We start from the raw sequence: 19,322 nt of genomic DNA on the forward strand, positions 1-19,322 counted from the left end.
CTGCGAGACAATCCGGTCGCCGGTCAGCCGTCCGACCGTCATTGCTGCAGAGAAGACTGCGTAGCCCCAGCCGGCATTGGACGCAGACATGCCTCGTTCAGACGTCAGGAACACAGCGCTCCAATCAAGCGCGGCTCCTTCCGTCAGGAAGCTGATGAAGCAAAGGGCGCCAATGAAGAGCACGACGCCGCGAGGGATCGCAAAGCTGGAGCTATCCGCATTCGCCCCCTTGGATATCAGGTGAGGCGCGGCCACGGCGAGCAGAGCGGCGACGACGAGAACCACACCGAGAACCGCAACCAGCGGGGTGGCACCCGCGACCAGCAGCCCGCTCATGCCGGCAGCGGCGGCGATTCCACCAACGCTGAACAGACCGTGGAACCCCGACATGAGCGCCCGGCCGCTCCTTCGCTCCACCATCACGGCTTGGATGTTCATCGCGCAGTCGAGTGAGCCGATGGCCGCACCAAACAAAAGCAACGTGGCAACGAGCCACGGCGCAGATGAGGCAACTGCCAACACCGGCAAAGTGGCGCACACCAACAAGGTCGCTGTAATGACGACCGATCGGCAGCCAATCCGGCCGCACAGGAAACCGGCGAGCGGCATCGCCACGATCGAGCCCGCGCCCAAACACAGCAACAGAAGACCCAGCGTGCCGTCGGTAAGCGCTGCGCGTGACTTCACGAACGGCACCAACGGCGCCCAGGCAGCCATACCGAAGCCGGCGATAAAAAAGGCAATCCGGGTAGATGTCTGGGTGGATGGCCGCAGCCGTTCCAAGACGGGGTTGGTGCTAGCCATCATAGCCTCTTCAACTCCGCCCGACACGGCGGCGTTGTAACCGGATACTGTTCGAGTGCCCATGGGCTTTCCGATCGCCAGCCATGCCACTCAACGCCAGCGCCCGAGGGAGGCCATCGGGATCAGGCCGCGCAATCCCTACCATGTTGCTGCAACAGCCACTATGATCTGCGGACACTGTGCAGGCTGATGAGATGCGGATCAGCGTTGGACGGCAAAGCGCAGTCAGTTGGTTGCACGCGGGCGTAATTCCGTGAGCGACCAAAATGCCGGCGCCGAAATTGCCGCATCCAATGACCTCTACTGGCGGCGGAACCTTTGGGTATGCCTTTTCGGCTCCTTCTCGACCGTCGTCTCGCTCACGCTGCTCTTGCCGTTCCTGCCTTTATACGTCCACCAGCTCGGGGTGTCCGACCCGGCTGCGGTGGTTCAATGGTCCGGCATCGCGTTTGGCGCCACCTTCTTCAGCGCGGCCGTCGTCTCGCCATTCTGGGGCCATCTGGCCGACCGTTACGGGCGTAAGCTCATGCTGCTCCGCGCTAGTCTGGGCATGGCGATCGCCATGTCGATGATCGGCCTGGCGGCCAATATTTGGCAGCTGGTCGCGCTGCGGTTCCTCGCCGGGCTGCTGGGTGGCTACGCCTCGGCCGCCGTGGTTCTCATCGCGACCCAGACCCCAAAAGATCGATCGGGATGGGCGCTGGGCACGCTCGCATCCGGGGTCATGGCGGGCAATTTGGTCGGCCCGCTGATCGGCGGCCTGTTGCCGTCGCTGATTGGGATCCGCAACACGTTCTTCTGCGCCGGTGCCCTCATCTTCGTGGCATTCCTGGCAACTGCTGCCCTGGTCAGGGAAGCACCATTGGTGCCGCGGGAGCGCGCCGCGGCGAGGGGCAATTGGGCGGCCATTCCCGACCGGCGGCCGATCGTGGCCATGCTCCTCACGGGCATGCTGCTGATGGTCGCCAATTTGTCGATCGAGCCGATCATCTCCGTCTACGTGTCCGAACTGGTCGAACGCCCGGACCAGGTGACCTTCACGTCGGGCCTGGTGATGTCGGCGACAGCCCTCGGCAGCATCCTCTCCGCCTCGCGCCTGGGAAAGCTTGCAGACCGCATCGGGCATTGGCGCGTCCTCACGATTTGCCTGCTGGTGGCCGGCGTGCTGATCCTGCCGCAGGCGGTGGTAACCTCCGCATGGCAACTGATTGCATTGCGGTTTCTGGTGGGTCTGTCACTTGGTGGCCTATTACCGTGTGTCGCCGCAGTCATCCGGCACAACGTCCCGGATGGCATCGCAGGCAGAACCCTGGGCTATTCCGTCTCCGCGCAGTTTGCCGGCCAGGTCGTCGGCCCCTTACTTGGCGGCTTTGTCGGCGGCCATCTCGGCTTGCGAGCGGTCTTCATCTCCACCTCCGCGCTTCTGGTTGCCGGAGCCGCCTTCAACCTGCGCACCAACAGAACCGTCGAGCGCGGACGACTTTAACGAGCCTAAGCCCTGCAGACTTGGCCAAACCCCATGCCCCCATGGGGGCGTCGGTCGAGCGCCCGTGGTCCTCCCATTCCCCCTAGAATGAGCCTCATGCGCGTTTGGCCGTGCTACTGACGGCACCCCCACAGCGTGCCGTCAGCGGCCGTGTAGCATCCTCGCATAGTCTCATTGATGAATGTCTGCGCGCCGGCATGGTTTGCGGCCGCCGCGCGATTGCCCGGCCCATTGGGTGTCACATACGGGTGCATGGCGGGCATCACTGGCTGCCGGATGCTGGGCTGCACGGGCGCGTTCAGCATGGTCATCGTCTGCTGCGGCACCTGCTGTTGCAACAGATACGGCGCGGAATCGCGATGCAACGTCACACCCTGTGCCTGCAACGTTGAGGGCGACGTAAATGCCAATGGGAACGATGCATCCGGCGGCCGCGGCACTTGCTGGCATTGCGGCGCAAAGCCCGACACCTGCATACAGGTCGACACCGGCAACCAGCCCAAGATGTGCGACTGCAGTGTTACTTGCGTCGGTGACGTTTGAACCACCTGATACTGCCCCCAGTAACGGAGTGTCTGACCGGTGGCGAGCCGGCTGACCCGGACGTAGCTGCCATCCGGCTGGAACAGCGTCGTGTTCTGGTCCATGCCACCCTGGCCGGGGCTTTGCCAACTCCACGCCCCCAACACACTTGGCTGCTGCGCCAGGGCCGGTAGCGCGACCGTAATGGCCACCAGGACGCCGGCAAATGCAAGTCGCCGCATTGTCGCTCACTTTCGCGGGCCGATATTGATCCGAACGGCGTATCAGATCGCCACAGCGGCTGTCGTCATCCAAACGGACTACAACTGGCCAGTTTCAGACCCGAACAGGCATGCCCTTTCTCGGGAGGACGCGACGGTTGCGGTCACGGTCAACCCGCTAGCGAGGAGCTGGATGCGTGTGAAAGCCGAATTCGTAAGCCTCCTCACATAGTGGGGCAGAGCGCCGCGGCTAGACCAAATCCGATCGACCCCACTGGACAACAGACGAAAGCTATGCCGATTGTGACCACGAAACGCAGTTTGTAGGTGAACTCGGGAGGTTTCGGATGCGACGGCGAACGTTGATCGGAGGCATGGCTGCCATCCTTGCTGCACCCCATGTCGCGCGCGCAGACGACCGGCGAACCCTGCGCTTTGTTCCATCGGCCGATCTGGCAGCCACCGACCCGATCTGGAACAACGCCTACATCACCCGCCTGCATGCGCTGACGGTGTTCGACACGCTGTACGGCACCGCCACCGACACCACGGTTTCGCCGCAGATGGTCGCGGGGCATGTGGTGGAGAATGACGGTAAAACCTGGCGCCTGACGCTACGGGACGGGCTGCGCTTTCACGATGGCACGCCAGTGCTGGCACGGGACTGCGTTGCCTCGTTGCGTCGCTGGTCCAAGCGCGACGCTTTCGGGACCGCCCTCTTTGCGGTCACCGATGCGCTGGACGCGTTGGATGACCGCACTTTGGTGTTCCGGCTCAGCAAGCCATTCCCATTGCTGCCAGCCGCCCTCGGCAAGAACTCCGCATCCGTGCCTGTGATCATGCCGGAACGCCTATCCCTCGTGGACGCCTACAAGGCCGTCGGGGAGGTCGTCGGCAGCGGTCCCTATCGCTTCGTGCCCGAGGAACGCCTGGCTGGCGCCCGCGCCGTCTACGCCCGTAACGAGGCCTATATTCCAAGGCCGGACGGCATACCGAGCGTCAATGCCGGGCCACGCATCGCAAACTTCGACCGGCTGGAATTCATCACCATACCCGACGCAGCCACCGCGGCGGCCGCCCTGCAATCGGGGTCCGTCGACTGGCTGGAACGACCATTGACCGACCTGCTGCCGTTGCTGCGTCGGGCAAAGGGCGTCAAGGTGGAGGTGACCGACCCGAATGGCTTGATCGGGCACATGCGCTTCAACCATCTGACGCCGCCATTCAATCGTCCGGCGGTCTGTCACGCGGTGATGATGGCGGTCAGCCAACTTGAATGCATGAACGCCATCGTCGGCACCGATCCCGCCTTGTTCAATGACCGCGTGGGCCTCTTTTCACCGATCTCGCCAATGGCCAGCGACGCCGGGCTGCCGCCGCCGGGTGCCAGCGGGGATTTGGCGGCGCGCAAGCGCGAGCTGGAGGCCGCGGGCTATAACGGCGAGCGCGTGGTGGTGCTGGCCGGGACCGACGTGGCCATCAACGACGCGGTGTCGGAAGTGACCGCGGAGACGATGCGCCGACTGGGCATGAACGTGGATTATGCCGCCACCGACTGGGGCACCGTCAACCAGCGCTTCCTCAGCAAACAGCCGGTCGAGAATGGCGGATGGAGCACCTATTGCACCTTCAACGATGGCGGCGGCCTGGCCAATCCGATCAGCTACAACGCACTGCGCGCCACCGGTGCCAGTGGCCTGCCGGGCTGGCCCGACATACCCGAAATCGAAACGCTGCGGACCCGCTGGTTGGACGCGACCACGCTCCCCGATCAGAAGGCGATCTGCCGCGACATTCAGCGCGTGGCCATGGATCAGGCGATCTTCACGGTGCTGGGCCAGTTCATCCAGCCCGCCGCCTATCGCGACACATTGACCAACATGGCCCGTGGCATTCCCGTATTCACCCAGCTTCGCAAGGCGTGATCGAACGAGCCATCGGAATGGTCTTGTATTTCACCACTACATTCGACAATCATCGTTGAAGCGCGGCTATCGCCAAGGACGGGTATGATGCAAAAAACCGGCGTTTCAAGGCGCAGCCTGCTGGGCGCCGCCGTCCTGGCTTTGCCACCTCTACGTCCGTCATGGGGCCAAACGGCGCAATCGTTGCCGTCTCAGTTGTTGCGGGTCGCGGTCGCGGCGCCGGCCACCACGCTTGACCCACATCTCAGCAATAACGGGCCGAACAACGCGCTGGCCATGCACATCTTTGATTCGCTGATTTTCAACGACGAGAAGTCGATATCGCAACCCTGCCTTGCCGCTTCGTGGCGAACCTTGGACGACACGCATTGGGCATTCACCCTACGACCCGGCGTGGTTTTCTCCGATGGCTCACCCTTCGGTTTCAACGACGTCAAGGCATCGTTCGATCGCATCAACGGGCTGGCCACGACGGCATCATTTCGAACCTACGCCCGAACCGTCAAATCCGTGCTGCCGGGTGCCAGCCCAGACACACTCATCATCGAAACGCACACGCCAGACCCCTTGCTGCTCAATTCCCTCAGCCGCATCCGCATCATTTCCGCCCATTTCAAGGATGCCGAGAGCGCGGATTTCGACGCGGGAAAGGCTGCGATCGGCACCGGGCCATTCACGGTGACGAAATATAGCTCCGGCAGCCGAACCTTGCTGGCCCGCAATGACAAATACTGGGGCAAACCGTCCGAGTGGGAGCAGGCGGACTTGCACATCATCAGTGAGCCAGGCCCACGTGTGGCAGCGCTTCTCTCCGGGGACGTCGACATCATCGAGAGCCTGCCCGCCGAATCCCTCGATCGGATCAAAGCGGATCGCAAGCTGCACGTGATCAGTGGATTGTCCAGCCGCATGACCTTCATGGGATTTGATTTCGGGCATGAGGTGACGCCGTTCGCAACCGACCACTCGGGTAAGGTCTTACCAAAGAATCCGTTCCTTGATCTACGCGTCCGGCAGGCGGTCAATTACGCGATCAATCGCCAGGCAATCGTGGACCGCGTGATGGATGGGCAGGCGACCATCGCCGCGCAATATCTTCCGCCCGGATCGCCCGGCACGTCCACGACGCTGAAACCCGCGCCCTACGACCCGGCAAAGGCGAAGGCGCTGCTCGCCGAAGCCGGGTATAAGGATGGGTTCAACCTCACCATTCACGGCCCGAACGGGCGATACATCAATGATAGCAGGATCATTCAGGCGATCGCGCAGATGCTGACGCGCGTCGGAATCGCCTCCACCGTGGAGATACAGCCATGGTCGGTCTACGCGACACGGTGCGGCAATAATGAATACAGCTTTTTCCTAGGATCCTTCGGGATCAACACGGGTGAGACGTCGAACGCCATCGTCTCGGGCAATGCGACGCGTGATGTGAAGCTGGGCATGGGGACCAATAATTTCGGCCGCTATTCCAATCCCAAACTGGATTCGATCCTGCGCCAGGCCTTGCCCATTCTGGATGATGGCAAGCGCAATGCGTTGTTGGCGCAGGCCAGCGACATCGTATTCGAGGACTGCGCCATCCTGCCCCTGCATTTCGAGAGCCAAACCTTGGCGGCAAAGCTGGGTATCAACTATGCTACCCGGGCGGACCAGTACACGCTGGCTATGGCTGTCTCCCGGGCGTGATGCAGCAGGATACGCGGTATCGGCAAGCCAACCAGGACCTGCTTGCCAGCCAGCTTTCTCAAAGGCGCGTCGTGCTGATAGGCGATTCGATTCTATACAACTGGCCAGCGGCGGACCTGCCATGTCCGCCGGGTTTGGCCGTCATCAACCGCGGCATCCCCCGCCAGGATAGCAACCTCATTCTGCGCCGCTTCCAGGATGACGTGATCGCGCTACATCCGGTTGGTGTGGTGATCCTCGCTGGCACGAACGATTTGCGCGTCCACGCCGGGCCACCCGCGGCAGCCGGTCCGGCTCTGCTGGCGCAGATCCAGCGCAACGTCACCGCCATGGCGGACCTTGTGCAGAGTCACGGCATAAAGGCTGTGCTTTGCGGCCTGCTGCCGATCGGGACAGACCTGGCGCGGATTGGGCGTGACCCGGCGACGATCGTGCGGGTCAATGATTGGCTGCGCAGTGTGGCCGGTCAACGCGGCTTCGCCTTCGCGGACTTCCATACGGCCCTCGCAGACGCGACCGGCCATTTCCGGCAGGATCTATCCAAGCCCGATGGAATTCATCCAAGCCCGCAGGGCTATCGCGCCATGTGGCCGGTGCTACGCGCTGCCTTCGCCGTCGCGCTGTGGCCCGTTGAAGAACCAACTTCCAAATAGTCTATCGCAAGATGAGGGCATGATGATGAACGCCATACCGCCTGCCGCCGATGCCGCCCGGCGTGCCAACATGTCCTACGATTACGGCTCGACAGCAATTTTCTCGTGCAAATCCGACCCGCGATTCCAATATTGCCTTTACGTTCCGCCAAAAGTGCGAGACGGCGCGGCCGTGGAATTGCTGGTGGCGGTGCACGGCAGCAGCCGTTCGTCGTTCCTGGAGTTTCGCGACGGCTTCGCCCCGTTCGGCCGCTGGAACGATGTGGCAATCCTGTGCCCGCTCTTTCCCGTCGGCCCGCGCGGCGATGGCGAGCGCCATGGCTACAAATACATGCAGGAGGGCGACATCCGTTACGACGAAGTGCTCCTCTCCATGGTCGCTGATCTCAGCCAACACTACGGGCAGGACTGGTCGCAATTTGCCCTTTTCGGTTTCTCCGGCGGCGGTCACTTCGCCCACCGCTTCACCATCCTGCACCCGGACAAACTCTGGGCCTCCTGCATCGGCTCGCCGGGGTCGGTGACGTTGCTGGACCCGACGCGGGATTGGTGGGTGGGTATCCGCGACCTGCCGCAGCGCTTCGGCATCACCTTCGACCCGGCGGCGCTGGCACGGGTCGCAGTGCAGATGCTCGTCGGTGAGGCAGATCTGGAAACCTGGGAGATCACGCACCGGCCGGGTAGCCGAACCTGGATGGAGGGCGCCAACGATGCCGGCAGCACCCGGCCCGAGCGGATGCAGGCCCTGGCCCGCTCGTTCGAGGCCGCGGGAGTCACCGTGCGGCTGGAAGTGATCCCGGGCATGTCGCACGACCGGATGAAGGTGCTACCACGCGTGCAGGATTTCCTCGCCGGTATCCTCGCCACCCGGCGCGCCGGGTGAGTGGACGTTCAACCCGCGTCTGTCAGCCGGGGTTGAACGGCATGGCCTCGGCAATGTCGAGATGGCGGCGCATGAGCGCCGAGGCGATGTCCATCTCCGACGCCTCGATTCGATCCAGAATGCCCATATGCTCCGCATGGTTCGCTTCCACGCGGTCGAAGCCGTGACGCCAATAATAATTTGAAAGACGCCGCATCTGATTGAGGTGGCGGATGGTCGCCAGGAAATGCCGGTTACCGGATGCGGCGGCGAGGCCCTCATGGAAATCCGAGTTCACCTCGAACAGGGTAATGCTCGATGTCTTCCCCCAGGGCGCGCCGAGCACCGCATTATGCCGCGCCCGCATCGTTGCGACCCATTCGGGCGCCAGTGCGAAGGCGGGCTGCAAGATGGCCGCCGGCTCGATCAGCCGGCGCATGGTATAGCTTTCAGCCCGGGCCGCCGGGTCCCAGTGGTTGAGCAACCGCCAGCCATAGCCCGGCTTTCGCTGTACCATCCCCAGCGTCTCCATGCCGAGCAGGGCGCTACGAACCACCTGCCGCGGCACCTTGTAGTGCCGGATCAGTTCGTTCTCCGACAACGCCTCGTTGAGCCCGATCGTGTATCGGTCTCGGGCAATCCGTACCAACAACTCGTCCTCTGGACGCACGGCCGGGGCCGACTCCGCAACAGCCGGCGGTATGACGGCCAACTCCATCCCGCGCCGCGGCCGGAAGACGACCACGCCGCTCTTGGCAAGCTGATTAAGGGCAGCCCGCACCGGCGAGCGGGACACCGCCAGACGCTCGGCCAGGCGGTTCTCGCTGAGGCGAGACCCCACCGGGAGCGCGTCCTCGTGGATCAAGCAGACGATCCTTGCAACGAGTTGGTGTTGCAGGCGCGTGGGTAATCCCGCGCCGCCCTGCGTAGCGGGCATGGTGTCGGCATCCGTCATGTCCATGGCCGCAGTGTAGGTGGTCGGCGCTGCGGCGGCCACCCCGGTCCGCATCGGAAAACGTGGCGATCGCGACCTTCGGTTCGCCAGCCCGGCGATCGCGCAGACAGCTATATTGCGCATCCGCACCGCCAGAGATCGTTGCCGCATACGAGCATCTGAACTGGGCAGATTGTTCAACTGCCCCAGCGTTCACTGGATGCACGCCACCCAATCCACTGCCCCCAAGGGCCAACTCGCTCACCCATGTGACGGCCACGACACGGCGCCAGCGATGAAATTAGCCGTCTGGCTCTTTCGCAAGACATCGCCTGCCGGCTCGCAAGCAACGAGAAACGATACACGGCGAGGGCACTACAGACAAAAGTAGTCCGACCGTTGGTGACATCTCGTAAGCACTACCGCCAAACGAGGTGGCTTGGCTTTACAACTCCGCTCGCATTGGTTAACGTTTCTTCTCCAAGTCATTTCCATTGGGCTGAGTCGTTACGACTCGTGTCACGAATGGGTTTCCTTATATATAGCATGGAGGTTCCCATGATCGTCACGCAGAACGGCACGACCGGCACTTATGGCACGTCTGGCGCCACGCCCGGCGCCGCGGGAACCAACGGAAGCCCAGGCGGCAACGCCGCTGCCACTGCCACGACCACCGGGGCCGACACCACCAACACCGCGACCTCCAGCGGTGGCCGTGGCGGCCGCGGGGGTGACGGCGGCGGTGGCAGCGGCCTGGGTGGCGCCGCGGGCGGGACTGCCACGTCGACGGCCGGCACCACGCTCACCAGCGGCTCAGCCGTGAGCGCCTATGCGCGCGCCACCGGCGGCACTGGTGGTAACGCAGGCTCACCCGGCGGGTCCGGACATACCTACGCCGGTGCCGGCAACAATGGCGGCGCGGGCGGCGCTGCAACATCGACGGCGACGAGCAGCACCACCGGCACCGGCTCCGCGCAAAGCCGCGCCTACGCCACCGGGGGCACCGGCGGCACCGCCAACGGCACCGGGTATACCGGCGGCGCAGGCGGTGTGGCCAACATCACGACGGTCGCGGCATCCGGCTACTCGGCGACGATCATCGCCGTTCAAACAGGGGGTAACGGCGGAACCGGAAACGCGGGAGCAAGTGGAGGCGCCGGCGCCTCCAGCAGCATCAGCAATTCCGCCACGAGCGGCAAAACCACGGGGGGCGCCCTATCCCTCTCCGAGGGGGCCATCGGCGGCTCTGGCGGGTACAGCAATGGCGGCACGGCCGGAGCGGCGGGGGCCGCCACTTCCAATGTCGACTTCAACGACACGACGGCAAATACCACGACATCGCGCTCTCTCACGGGGAGTGCCACCGCGACTGGCGGCAATGGCGGCGGGGCCGGGGGTTCGTCCAACGCTGCCAGGGGCGGCGGCGCCACCGCATTGATGACGCTCACGGGCGCGAATGCCGTCAGCGGCTCTGCGACCGCGAATGGCGGCAACGCGGGGCGCGCTTATGGCTCGGGCGCGGCCGCAGTCGGTGGCGCTGCCAGCGCACAAAGCGAAGTGAGCAGCACGACCACGGGCAGTGCCAATGTGTATTCTACCGCCAATGCTCGAGGTGGCAACGGGAGCCTCGGGTCGAATGGCAGCGGCGGTGCGGGCGGCATCGCCGGGCTCGGCTACGCGAAGGCGACCGAAACGGCGGCCACGGGCGGTCGCGCCTACGCTCACGCCACGCAGACCGGCGGCAGCGGCGGTGCGGGGACGGGTGTTGGCAATACCGGCGGGGCCGGTGGGTCGGCGTTCAACACCCACGCCTATGCCAGCGGCTTCTCGGCAAGTGCCACGGCAACGCAAAACGGCGGCAACGGCGGCGATGGCAATAGTGGTGCGCTGGCCGGCGCCGGCGCATCGAGCACACTGACCAACGCCGTCACCGCAGCCACCAGCGGCGGCAGGCTCTATCTCAGCCAATCTGCATCGGGCGGCAGCGGCGGCACTAGCCACGTCGCGGCCGGCACCGCGGGCGCCGGCGGCGCCGCCGGCAACGGCACCTCCAGCCTGACGTTCGACGACACCACCGCAAACCCGACCTCGGCCAGCTACGCGCGTGCCCTCAGCAACGCCAGTGGCGGCAACGGTGGTGGCACATATGGCACCACCGTCGCCGCAACCGGCGGCACCGGCTCGGCAAGCGTCAATCTGACGGGCGCTGGCACGGTTTACACGCGATCGACGGCCAGTGGCGGTAATGGCGGCCGGGCCTATGGCGCCGGCAACACCGGGGGCACCGGCGGCAGCGCTTCGGGGTCCAGCACGGCAACCAGCACCACCACCTCGACGAAGAATGTCGACTCCCGTGTTTCGGTCACCGGTGGTAGTGGCGGCGGCCGGAACAACACGAATGGCGCCGGGGGCGCCGGCGGTGCGGTGACCGGGGCGATCTCGACGGCAACCGAGACCGCGGCGACGGGCGGCCGTGCCTATGCCCAGGCCAACGAAACCGGTGGCACCGGCGCGGACGCCTCTGGCACCGGCCTTGTCGCCGGGGCCGGCGGTGCCGTCACCAACACCTCTGCTACGGCAAGCGGGTTCAGTGCTGTCGCCGGGGTCACCCAGTCCGGCGGCAATGCCGGCAGCGGCGTCAACGGCGCGAGCGGCGGCGCCGGCGCCAGCAGCACATTGTCCAACGCCGTGCATGGCACGACCAAAGGCGGCTATCTCACGCTTCGGCAAACCGCAAACGGCGGTGCCGGGGGCTATGGGTCGACCGGCGGCGTCGCGGGCAATGCCAGTTCCAACCTCACCTTCAACGACGCGACGGGGAACACCACACCGGCGAGTTCGTTCACGACCAGCGTCGCCGCCAACGGTGGCGCGGGTGGTGGCGGTGGCACCACCGGACAGGCCGGCGGCACCGCGACGGCTTCCGTCAACACGACCGGGACCGGGGGCATGAACACGACCGCCACGGCGATTGGCGGATCGGCAGGCGGCGAGACCAGCGTTGCCGGGAATGGCGGCGTGGGTGGTGCGGCGACATCATCCGCATCGTCCGCTAGTAACTCGACCACGGCATCGATCAACGTCGCCGCGAACGCAACCGGTGGCACAGGCGGCACGGCATTCGGCGCCGGACACACGGGTGGCGTGGGCGGCGTGGCGACCGTGTCGTCGGCCAACGGCGTAAGCCATTCGACCTATGTCAGTGCGACGCAGGTCGGGGGCGCCGGCGGACGCGGCCTCGGCGGCGCAGATGGCGGCGCCGGTACTGCCAGCACGCTCACCAACGCCGTGACCGGCGCGGCCGACAACGGCAGCCGCCTGCGGCTGACGCAGAACTCGACCGGCGGCGCGGGCGGTTACAGCGCATCGGGAACGGCAGGTGCCGGCGGTGCTGGAACATCCAGCCTGACGTTCAATGACACGACCGCGAATACCACCCACGCGACGAGCCTCTATGGGCGTTCCGTCGCAACCGGTGGCCAGGGCGGCAGCGGATCCACCGGGGGCACCAGCGCCGCCGGTGGCGTGGCATCGGCCATCGCGAACATGACGGGGGTGGAGCGTGTCAACGCATACGGCTTCGCCACCGGCGGATCGGCCCAGCGCTCCTTCGGCACCGGCGGCATTGGCGGTAGCGCAAGTGCAAAATCCACCGCAGTCAGCACTACCACGGGCACGGACGGCAACGTTTACGCCGGCTCCGGTGCATCGGGCGGACGGGGCGGCGTCAATTACAACAGCGGCGCCGGCGGTACCGGTGGTGCCGCGACGGGCAGCACGGCCACGGCCACGGCGGCCACGGCCACGGCTGGAACTGCCCGCGCGGTGTCGACCGAGACTGGTGGCGGTGGCGGACTGGCGACTGGGTCCGGCTTCGCCGCAGGGGCAGGTGGCGCCGTCAGCGGCACATCCGCCATGGCTGTTGGATTCAGCGCGTATGCCACCGCGAACCAGAGCGGCGGCGCCGGTGGCTACGGGGGCAACGCCTCAGGCGGTGCCGGTGCCGCGAGCACGCTGACCAATGCTGTGACGGGAACCGCCCTTGGCGGCACGCTGCAACTGCGGCAGGCGGCAAATGGCGGGACCGGTGGCGGCGGGACTGGTGCCACAGGTGGAAGTGGCGGCAACGCGGCATCGACGCTGGCCTTCAACGACACGACGGCAAATTCTGGCCAGGCCGCGACGCTGCGGTCCTACAGCAACGCGACCGGTGGGTCAGGCGGCACGGGCAACACCGGCGGTGTCGCCGGCACCGCCGCCGCCTCCACCACCCTGACCGGGTCCAAATCCGTTTCTGCGAACGCGACCTCGCAGGGCGGCGCAGGTGGCGGCAGCAAGACTGCGACCGGCGCGGCAGGCGGGGCGGCCACGGCGACTGGCAGTGCGAGCACTGCCTCCGGCACGTTGGGCGCGTCGATCGCCGTCTATGCGACGGGCGGCACCGGCGGCTACAGCACGGGTGCGGGCAACACCGGCGCTGCCGGTGGTGCAGCAACCGTCAGTGCGGTCACCGCGAGCGGCTTCAATGCCAGTGTAACCGCCCGCCAGACGGGAGGCGCCGGTGGCGCCGGACTTGGCGGCGCGGCCGGTGCAGCGGGGGTCGCGAGCACGCTGACCAACGTCGTCAGCGCAAGCACGACGGGCGGCACGCTCACCCTCGGGCAGACAGCAACGGGCGGCGGTGGCGGGCGCGGCACGGGGGGTGGTGCCGGTGGTGCGGCAACCTCCACTCTGGCCTTCAACGATACCACCGCGAATACGACGCAGGCGGCGAACGTGCGGGCCGGCAGTTCTGCCATTGGTGGCAAGGGCGGCGGCGGGTATGGCACGACGGCTGCTGGCACGGGTGGCGCGGCGACCGCGACGCTGACGCTGACTGGGGCGCATGTGGTCGGCGCCCATTCAGGCTACGGCGCACGGGCGACGGGTGGCAACGGCGGACGCGGCTATTCCACGGGCGCCGGCGGCAGCGGCGGCAGTGCGACCGGGCAGTCCACGGCGACCAGTACAACGACGTCGACCGACGCCGTCTCCGCTTTGGTATACCTCCAGGGCGGCACTGGCGGCGCCAATTATGCCGGCGGCAGCGGCGGTGCAGGCGGGACGGCCACGAATGGTATCGCGACGGCGACGGCAGCCACCGCGACCAGTGGGCTCGCCTACGGCTATGTCCGGGCGACGGGCGGCGGTGGCAGCCGTGGAACGGGCGCGAGTGGCGCCGGTGGCGCCGGCGGCGTTGCCAGCGGCAATGCGGCGACGGCCAGCGGACAGGCGGCAAAGGCCGGCGTCATCCAAAGTGGCGGCAGCGGCGGCTCGTCCGATTCGGCAGCCGGCGGTGCTGGCGCGTCGAGCACGCTGACAAATGCCGTGAGCGGCACGGCGCGGGGAAGTTACCTGTCACTGCGGCAGGCCGCGACCGGCGGCAGCGGCGGGGCGGGCGTAACCGGCGGTACTGGCGGTTCCGGTACATCCAGCCTGACGTTCAATGACGGTACAGCCAATAGCGGCCAGGCCAGTGACGTGAATGGCAGCAGTAGCGCCACCGGCGGCTTTGGCGGTCGCACCAGCGGCACGGCGAGTAGCGGGGCCGGCGGCGCGGCGTCGGCGCTGATCAACCTGTCGGGCGCGCACGCGGTCAGCAGCGCGACGGCCCGCAGCACCGGCGGCACCGCCGGTACGACGTATGGCACGGCGACCGGCAGCACAGGTGGCGCAGCGACGTCATCGGCAACCGGAACCAGCACGACAACCGGCACGGAGAGTGTGTCGGCCCGGTCCTACGCGTCGGGCGGTGGTGGCGGCGGTCACAATTCCTCCGGTATCGGCAGCGGCGGCGTGGGCGGCGCGGTGACGAGTTCCACCTCCAGCGTGACCGAGGCGTCGGCCACCGGCGGGACGTCGTAAAGCTACAGCCAGGGCTCCGGCGGCGTTGGCGGCAGCGGTTTCGGCACCGGTGCCGCTGGCGGTGCGGGTGGCGCGGTCGGCACAGTCACCGCCGCGGCGACCGGTTCGTCCGTCAACGCGCGTGTTGTCGTCACCGGTGGCAATGGCGGCAGTGGTCTTGGCGGCGCCAGTGGTGGGGCTGGTCAGGCTATCACGCTGACCAATGCCGTGAGTGGCACATCCTTTGGCGGCGCCCTTCTCGTGCAGCAAACGGCGAATGGCGGCGCGGGCGGCTATAGCAATGGCGGCACCGTAGGCGTCGCCGGAACCGCAACCTCCAACCTCACCTTCAACGACAACGCCGCCAACACGACGCACACGCATTCATTGACTGGCGGCAGCATTGCCAATGGTGGCACGGGTGGCCAGGCCCAAACCGGCACCGCTGGTGCGGGTGCCGCTGCGACGGCGAACTTGGCGCTGACGGGCGCCTATGTGGTCGGACAGCATTCCGGGCAAGGCGCGCGTGCGACCGGCGGAACTGGTGGACGGGCCTTTACGACAGGTACAGGCGGCGCGGGCGGCGCTGCGACGGAGCAATCCGTTGCAACCTCGACGACGAAGGGGACGGACTCCGTCTCAGCCCTCTCCTACGGCCAGGGTGGCCGGGGCGGCGGCAATTACAGCGGCGGCAGCGGCGGCGCGGGTGGTGCGGCGACGAGCGGCAGCAGCACGGCGACCGAGACCACGGCGACCGGCGGCACGGCCTATGCCTACGTTCGACAAACCGGCGGTTCCGGTGGCAGGGGCACGGGAGCCGGGTTCACCGGGGGCGCCGGCGGCGGCGCCAGCGGTGCAATCGCCAGCGCGAGCGGCAACTCGGCCGACGCCCGGATCATCCAAACCGGCGGCAACGGCGGCGGCGACAGTTCCGCCTCGGGTGGTGCGGGTGCTGCGAGCACGTTGACCGATGCGGTGAGCGGGACGACGAGTGGGGGCTATCTGCGGCTGCGGCAGACCGCCAATGGCGGTATTGGCGGGTATGGGACGACCAGCGGCAATGGCGGTGCGGCGACGTCGGCGCTGACGTTCAACGACATCACGGCGAACACGACGCATGCCACCACCGGCTTCACGGGTTCGAGCATCGCGGTCGGCGGTAGCGGCGGCAGCGGCAGTGCCAGCACTGGCGGCGCGGCCACGGCGAGTTTGGCCATCACGGGGCTCGATCGGCTGAATGGGACCGCCACCGCCACGGGCGGCAACAGCGGCAATGTTGGTGGCACGACCACCGGCACGGCGGGCAATGCCACCGCCACCTCGTCTGCGACGGCCACCGACACCGGGTCGTCGGGCACGGCCATCGACGTCGCCACGGCGACCGGCGGCACCGGAACGGCACAGGCCACGGCGGCCGCGAGCGCCACGGCAGCCACCGCGAATGGCCAGGAAGCCAATGCCAGTGCGCAAGCGAGCGGCAGCAGCGGCACCGCGAGCAGCACGGCAAAGACCGGCGGCGCCGGCGTCATCGTCGCCATGTCGGCGATCAGCGCGGCGACGTATGCCGCCCGGGCGCTCTCGAACAGCCTGGCCAACATCAGCGGCAACTTCTACACCTTCAACAGCGACGGCACTTTCGGCACCGGCGGCAGCGAGAACGACATCTCGTTCATGTCGGGTCTGCCGAATGCCGGCACCGTCACCAGCGTTCTGAACGCGAACAGCAACCTGGCGGCCAAGTTGGGCACGGCGCAGGCCAACGTGTTCGGGCAAGGCGTGTTGGGCGGGTACGACGCCTCCAGCAATGGCAGCCAGACCTACGCCAGCACCAATAGCTGGACGCTGAATTCGACCAGCCTGACCGGCCACCTGATCCTCGGCTTCAGCGACGATGTGAGCTTCGGGACCGGCTTCACCTCGCTGGCGCTGAGCGTCAGCGTGGGTGGCGCGGCCGTACTCTCCCAAAGCTTCACGACGCTAGCGGCCGCGCAGGCCTATTTCGACAACGACGCCGTCGATCTCGGCGCCATCGCCTCGAGCGCCAACCTGGTGGTCTCGGTGACCACGACCCTCGTGACCAGCACGCTGGGCGCCGGGTTCGGCGAGGCCTATCTGCTCGGCACGACGGGCGGCAACGGGCCGCCCGTGCTGACTGCCCCGGCGTCCAAGACGGTGGCCCAATCGATCGGCACGGCAATCGGTGGGCTCAACCTGACGGAGACCGGCAACACCAGCGGTGAGACCTTCACGGTGACGCTGGCCGATACCAACGGCAAGTTGTCCGCCACCGGCACGGGCATCACCGGGTCGGGCACGAATAGCCTGGTCCTAACCGGCACGCTGGCCGCGGTGCAGGCGGATTTGTCGACGGTGGCGATCAACGACGCCACTGCCGGGTCCGACACCATCACGCTGAACGCCACCGACAGCCTGGGCGGCACGGCCACACCGGCCTCGATCGCCATTGCGGTGAACGGTGCCCCCGTCTTGACCGCACCGACGACGCTCAGCGTGACGCAGAGCCAGACCACCGCGGTCGCCGGGGTGAACCTGGCCGAGAGCGGCACGACGAGCGGCGAGACGTTCACGGTGACCATCACGGACACCAATGGCATCCTGACCGCCACGGGCGCATCTGGCACGGGCACGAAGTCGCTATCGTTCAGCGGCACGCTGGCACAGGTGAACGCCATCCTGGGCACGTTGTCGGACAACGATGCGACGGCGGGGGCGGACACGATTGCGCTGAACGCCAGCGACAGCCTTGGCGGTGCCACGTCCAAGTCGATTGCGGTGACCGCGAGTGCGCAGCGTGCGCCGACCATCACGGCGCCGAGCACGGCTGTGGTAGGCCAATCCAGGAGCACGGCGATCACCGGGGTCACCCTGGCCGAAACCGGGAGCACCAATACCGAAACCTTCACCGTCACGGCAGTGGATGGGTTTGGCCTGCTGAGCGCCACCGGCACCGGCGTGTCCGGCGCCGGCACCAAAAGCCTGACGATCACCGGCACGCTGGCGCAGGTGACGGCGGCGCTGGCGACATTGGCCGACACCGACAATTCGGCGAGCAACGACACGATCACGCTGAACGCGACCAACAGCCTGGGCGGCAGCGCGTCCCCGGCGACGATCGCGGTGACGGTCAACAGCGCCCCGTCCATCTCGGCGCCGGCGACGGTCTCGCTCGGGCAGGGCGTGGCGACACCGATCAGCAGCGTCAGCATCTTCGAGAGTGGCAACACCACGGGCGAGACCTTCACCGTGACGGTCAGCGACACCAATGGTGTGCTGTCGGCGAGCGGCGCCGGCGTCACCGGGTCGGGCAGCACGAGTCTCACGATTGCCGGATCGCTGGCGCAGGTGAACAACGCGCTGTCGACCTTGTCCGACACCGACGGCACGGCGCCGTCGGACACGATCGCGCTGGGCGTGACGGACGGGTTTGGCAATAGCAGCACGAAGTCGATCGGCGTGAGCGTCTCTCAGCTTGCCCCGGTGCTGACCGCGCCGGCCACCGCGACGGTGACGCAGGGGACGGCAACGGCAATCAGCAGCATCAGTTTGGCCGAGCCTAATAACGTCGCGGGTGAGACCTTCACCGTGACGCTGTCGGACACGAACGGCCTGCTGGCGGCGACCGGCACGGGTGTGAGTGGTTCGGGCACCAAGGCCCTGACGATCACGGGTTCGCTTGCGCAGGTGAATTCCGATCTCGGGACGCTGACGGATACTGATGGGGTTGCGACGGCGGACACGATCACGGTCGCCGCGACGGATAGTTTTGGCAACGCCGCCGCCAATAAGAGCATTGCGGTGAGCGTGTCGTCGGCCCTGACGCCGGTGATTACGGCACCGGCCAGTGCGGCCGTCGGTGTGGGCAAGGCGGGCGCCATCGCCGGCATCAGCCTGGCCGAGACCGGCAATAGCGCTGGCGAGACGTTCACGGTCACGCTCGGTGACACGAACGGGCTGCTCTCTGCGACCGGGACTGCGGTGAGCGGCTCCGGCACGAAGGCCTTGACCGTGACGGGGTCGCTGTCGGTCGTGAACGCCGCGCTGGCGACGCTGACGGATACCGATAGCGTTGTCGGTGCGGACACGATCACGCTCGGGGCCAGCGACAGCTTCGGCAACACTGCGACGGCCAAGACGATCGCGGTCACGGCAGATGGTCTGCCGGTGCTCACGGCGCCCAGCTCGGCCACGGTCGGTGTTGGCAAGGCGATTGCGGTTGCGGGCGTGAGCCTGGCCGAGACCGGTGACAGCAGCAGCGAGAGCTTCACGGTGACGCTGGCCGACACCAACGGGTTGCTGTCGGCGACCGGCACTGGCGTGTCCGG

10 protein-coding genes are annotated in these 19,322 nt (G+C 66.8%); 7 read left to right on the forward strand and 3 right to left on the reverse strand.

The window, feature by feature from the left end:
* The coding region (locus GSQ76_RS21885; RefSeq protein WP_216851215.1) for an MFS transporter at positions 1-894 on the reverse strand (894 nt) is incomplete at its 3' end.
* Between the two features lie 163 nt (positions 895-1,057).
* On the opposite strand from GSQ76_RS21885, the gene GSQ76_RS21890 reads away from it, so the two are divergent.
* On the forward strand, positions 1,058-2,290 hold the full coding sequence (locus GSQ76_RS21890; protein WP_158746241.1) for an MFS transporter: 1,233 nt from the start codon (positions 1,058-1,060) through the stop codon (positions 2,288-2,290).
* Positions 2,291-2,403: 113 nt separating this feature from the next.
* Here the strand turns inward: GSQ76_RS21890 and GSQ76_RS21895 are convergent, their stop codons facing one another.
* The gene (locus tag GSQ76_RS21895; RefSeq protein WP_158746242.1) at positions 2,404-3,054 is read right to left on the reverse strand and encodes a hypothetical protein; all 651 of its coding nucleotides are present in this window, start codon (positions 3,052-3,054) and stop codon (positions 2,404-2,406) included.
* 326 nt (positions 3,055-3,380) lie between these two features.
* Here GSQ76_RS21895 and GSQ76_RS21900 point away from each other — a divergent pair, with 326 nt between their 5' ends.
* From GSQ76_RS21900 to GSQ76_RS21915, 4 genes are all read left to right on the forward strand, one after another.
* Entirely contained in the window at positions 3,381-4,958 is a 1,578-nt protein-coding gene (locus tag GSQ76_RS21900) for an ABC transporter substrate-binding protein (RefSeq protein ID WP_158746243.1), read from the forward strand.
* Positions 4,959-5,042: 84 nt separating this feature from the next.
* A complete protein-coding gene (locus GSQ76_RS21905) occupies positions 5,043-6,647 on the forward strand; it encodes an ABC transporter substrate-binding protein (protein ID WP_158746244.1) in 1,605 nt (534 codons plus the stop codon).
* Entirely contained in the window at positions 6,647-7,300 is a 654-nt protein-coding gene (locus GSQ76_RS21910; RefSeq protein WP_254070568.1) for a GDSL-type esterase/lipase family protein, read from the forward strand. Before GSQ76_RS21905 ends, GSQ76_RS21910 begins: the two co-directional genes overlap by 1 nt.
* A gap of 19 nt (positions 7,301-7,319) precedes the next feature.
* On the forward strand, positions 7,320-8,183 hold the full coding sequence (locus GSQ76_RS21915; protein ID WP_254070566.1) for an alpha/beta hydrolase: 864 nt from the start codon (positions 7,320-7,322) through the stop codon (positions 8,181-8,183).
* Positions 8,184-8,205: 22 nt separating this feature from the next.
* Here the strand turns inward: GSQ76_RS21915 and GSQ76_RS21920 are convergent, their stop codons facing one another.
* Complete coding sequence (locus tag GSQ76_RS21920; protein ID WP_216851216.1) at positions 8,206-9,267, reverse strand: GntR family transcriptional regulator; 1,062 nt, start codon at positions 9,265-9,267, stop codon at positions 8,206-8,208.
* Between the two features lie 387 nt (positions 9,268-9,654).
* Here GSQ76_RS21920 and GSQ76_RS21925 point away from each other — a divergent pair, with 387 nt between their 5' ends.
* Together GSQ76_RS21925 and GSQ76_RS21930 are read left to right on the forward strand one after the other, a co-directional pair.
* Positions 9,655-15,000 carry a hypothetical protein gene (locus tag GSQ76_RS21925; protein ID WP_158746246.1) on the forward strand — a complete coding sequence of 1,782 codons (5,346 nt, stop codon included), beginning with the start codon at positions 9,655-9,657 and terminating at the stop codon, positions 14,998-15,000.
* A gap of 207 nt (positions 15,001-15,207) precedes the next feature.
* Positions 15,208-19,322 (forward strand): hypothetical protein (locus GSQ76_RS21930; protein ID WP_158746247.1); only part of this gene is annotated, 4,115 nt, incomplete at its 3' end.

The organism is Acidisphaera sp. L21, assembly GCF_009765685.1.
Taxonomy (GTDB): domain Bacteria; phylum Pseudomonadota; class Alphaproteobacteria; order Acetobacterales; family Acetobacteraceae; genus LMUY01.

Excerpts from the sequence above, each read along its gene's own strand:
- GSQ76_RS21895 (WP_158746242.1), bottom strand. The coding sequence starts at position 3,054 with ATGCGGCGACTTGCATTTGCCGGCGTCCTGGTGGCCATTACGGTCGCG.
- GSQ76_RS21925 (WP_158746246.1), top strand. The coding sequence starts at position 9,655 with ATGATCGTCACGCAGAACGGCACGACCGGCACTTATGGCACGTCTGGC.
- GSQ76_RS21905 (WP_158746244.1), top strand. The coding sequence starts at position 5,043 with ATGATGCAAAAAACCGGCGTTTCAAGGCGCAGCCTGCTGGGCGCCGCC.
- GSQ76_RS21920 (WP_216851216.1), bottom strand. The coding sequence starts at position 9,267 with ATGCGGCAACGATCTCTGGCGGTGCGGATGCGCAATATAGCTGTCTGC.
- GSQ76_RS21910 (WP_254070568.1), top strand. The coding sequence starts at position 6,647 with ATGCAGCAGGATACGCGGTATCGGCAAGCCAACCAGGACCTGCTTGCC.
- GSQ76_RS21900 (WP_158746243.1), top strand. The coding sequence starts at position 3,381 with ATGCGACGGCGAACGTTGATCGGAGGCATGGCTGCCATCCTTGCTGCA.
- GSQ76_RS21915 (WP_254070566.1), top strand. The coding sequence starts at position 7,320 with ATGATGATGAACGCCATACCGCCTGCCGCCGATGCCGCCCGGCGTGCC.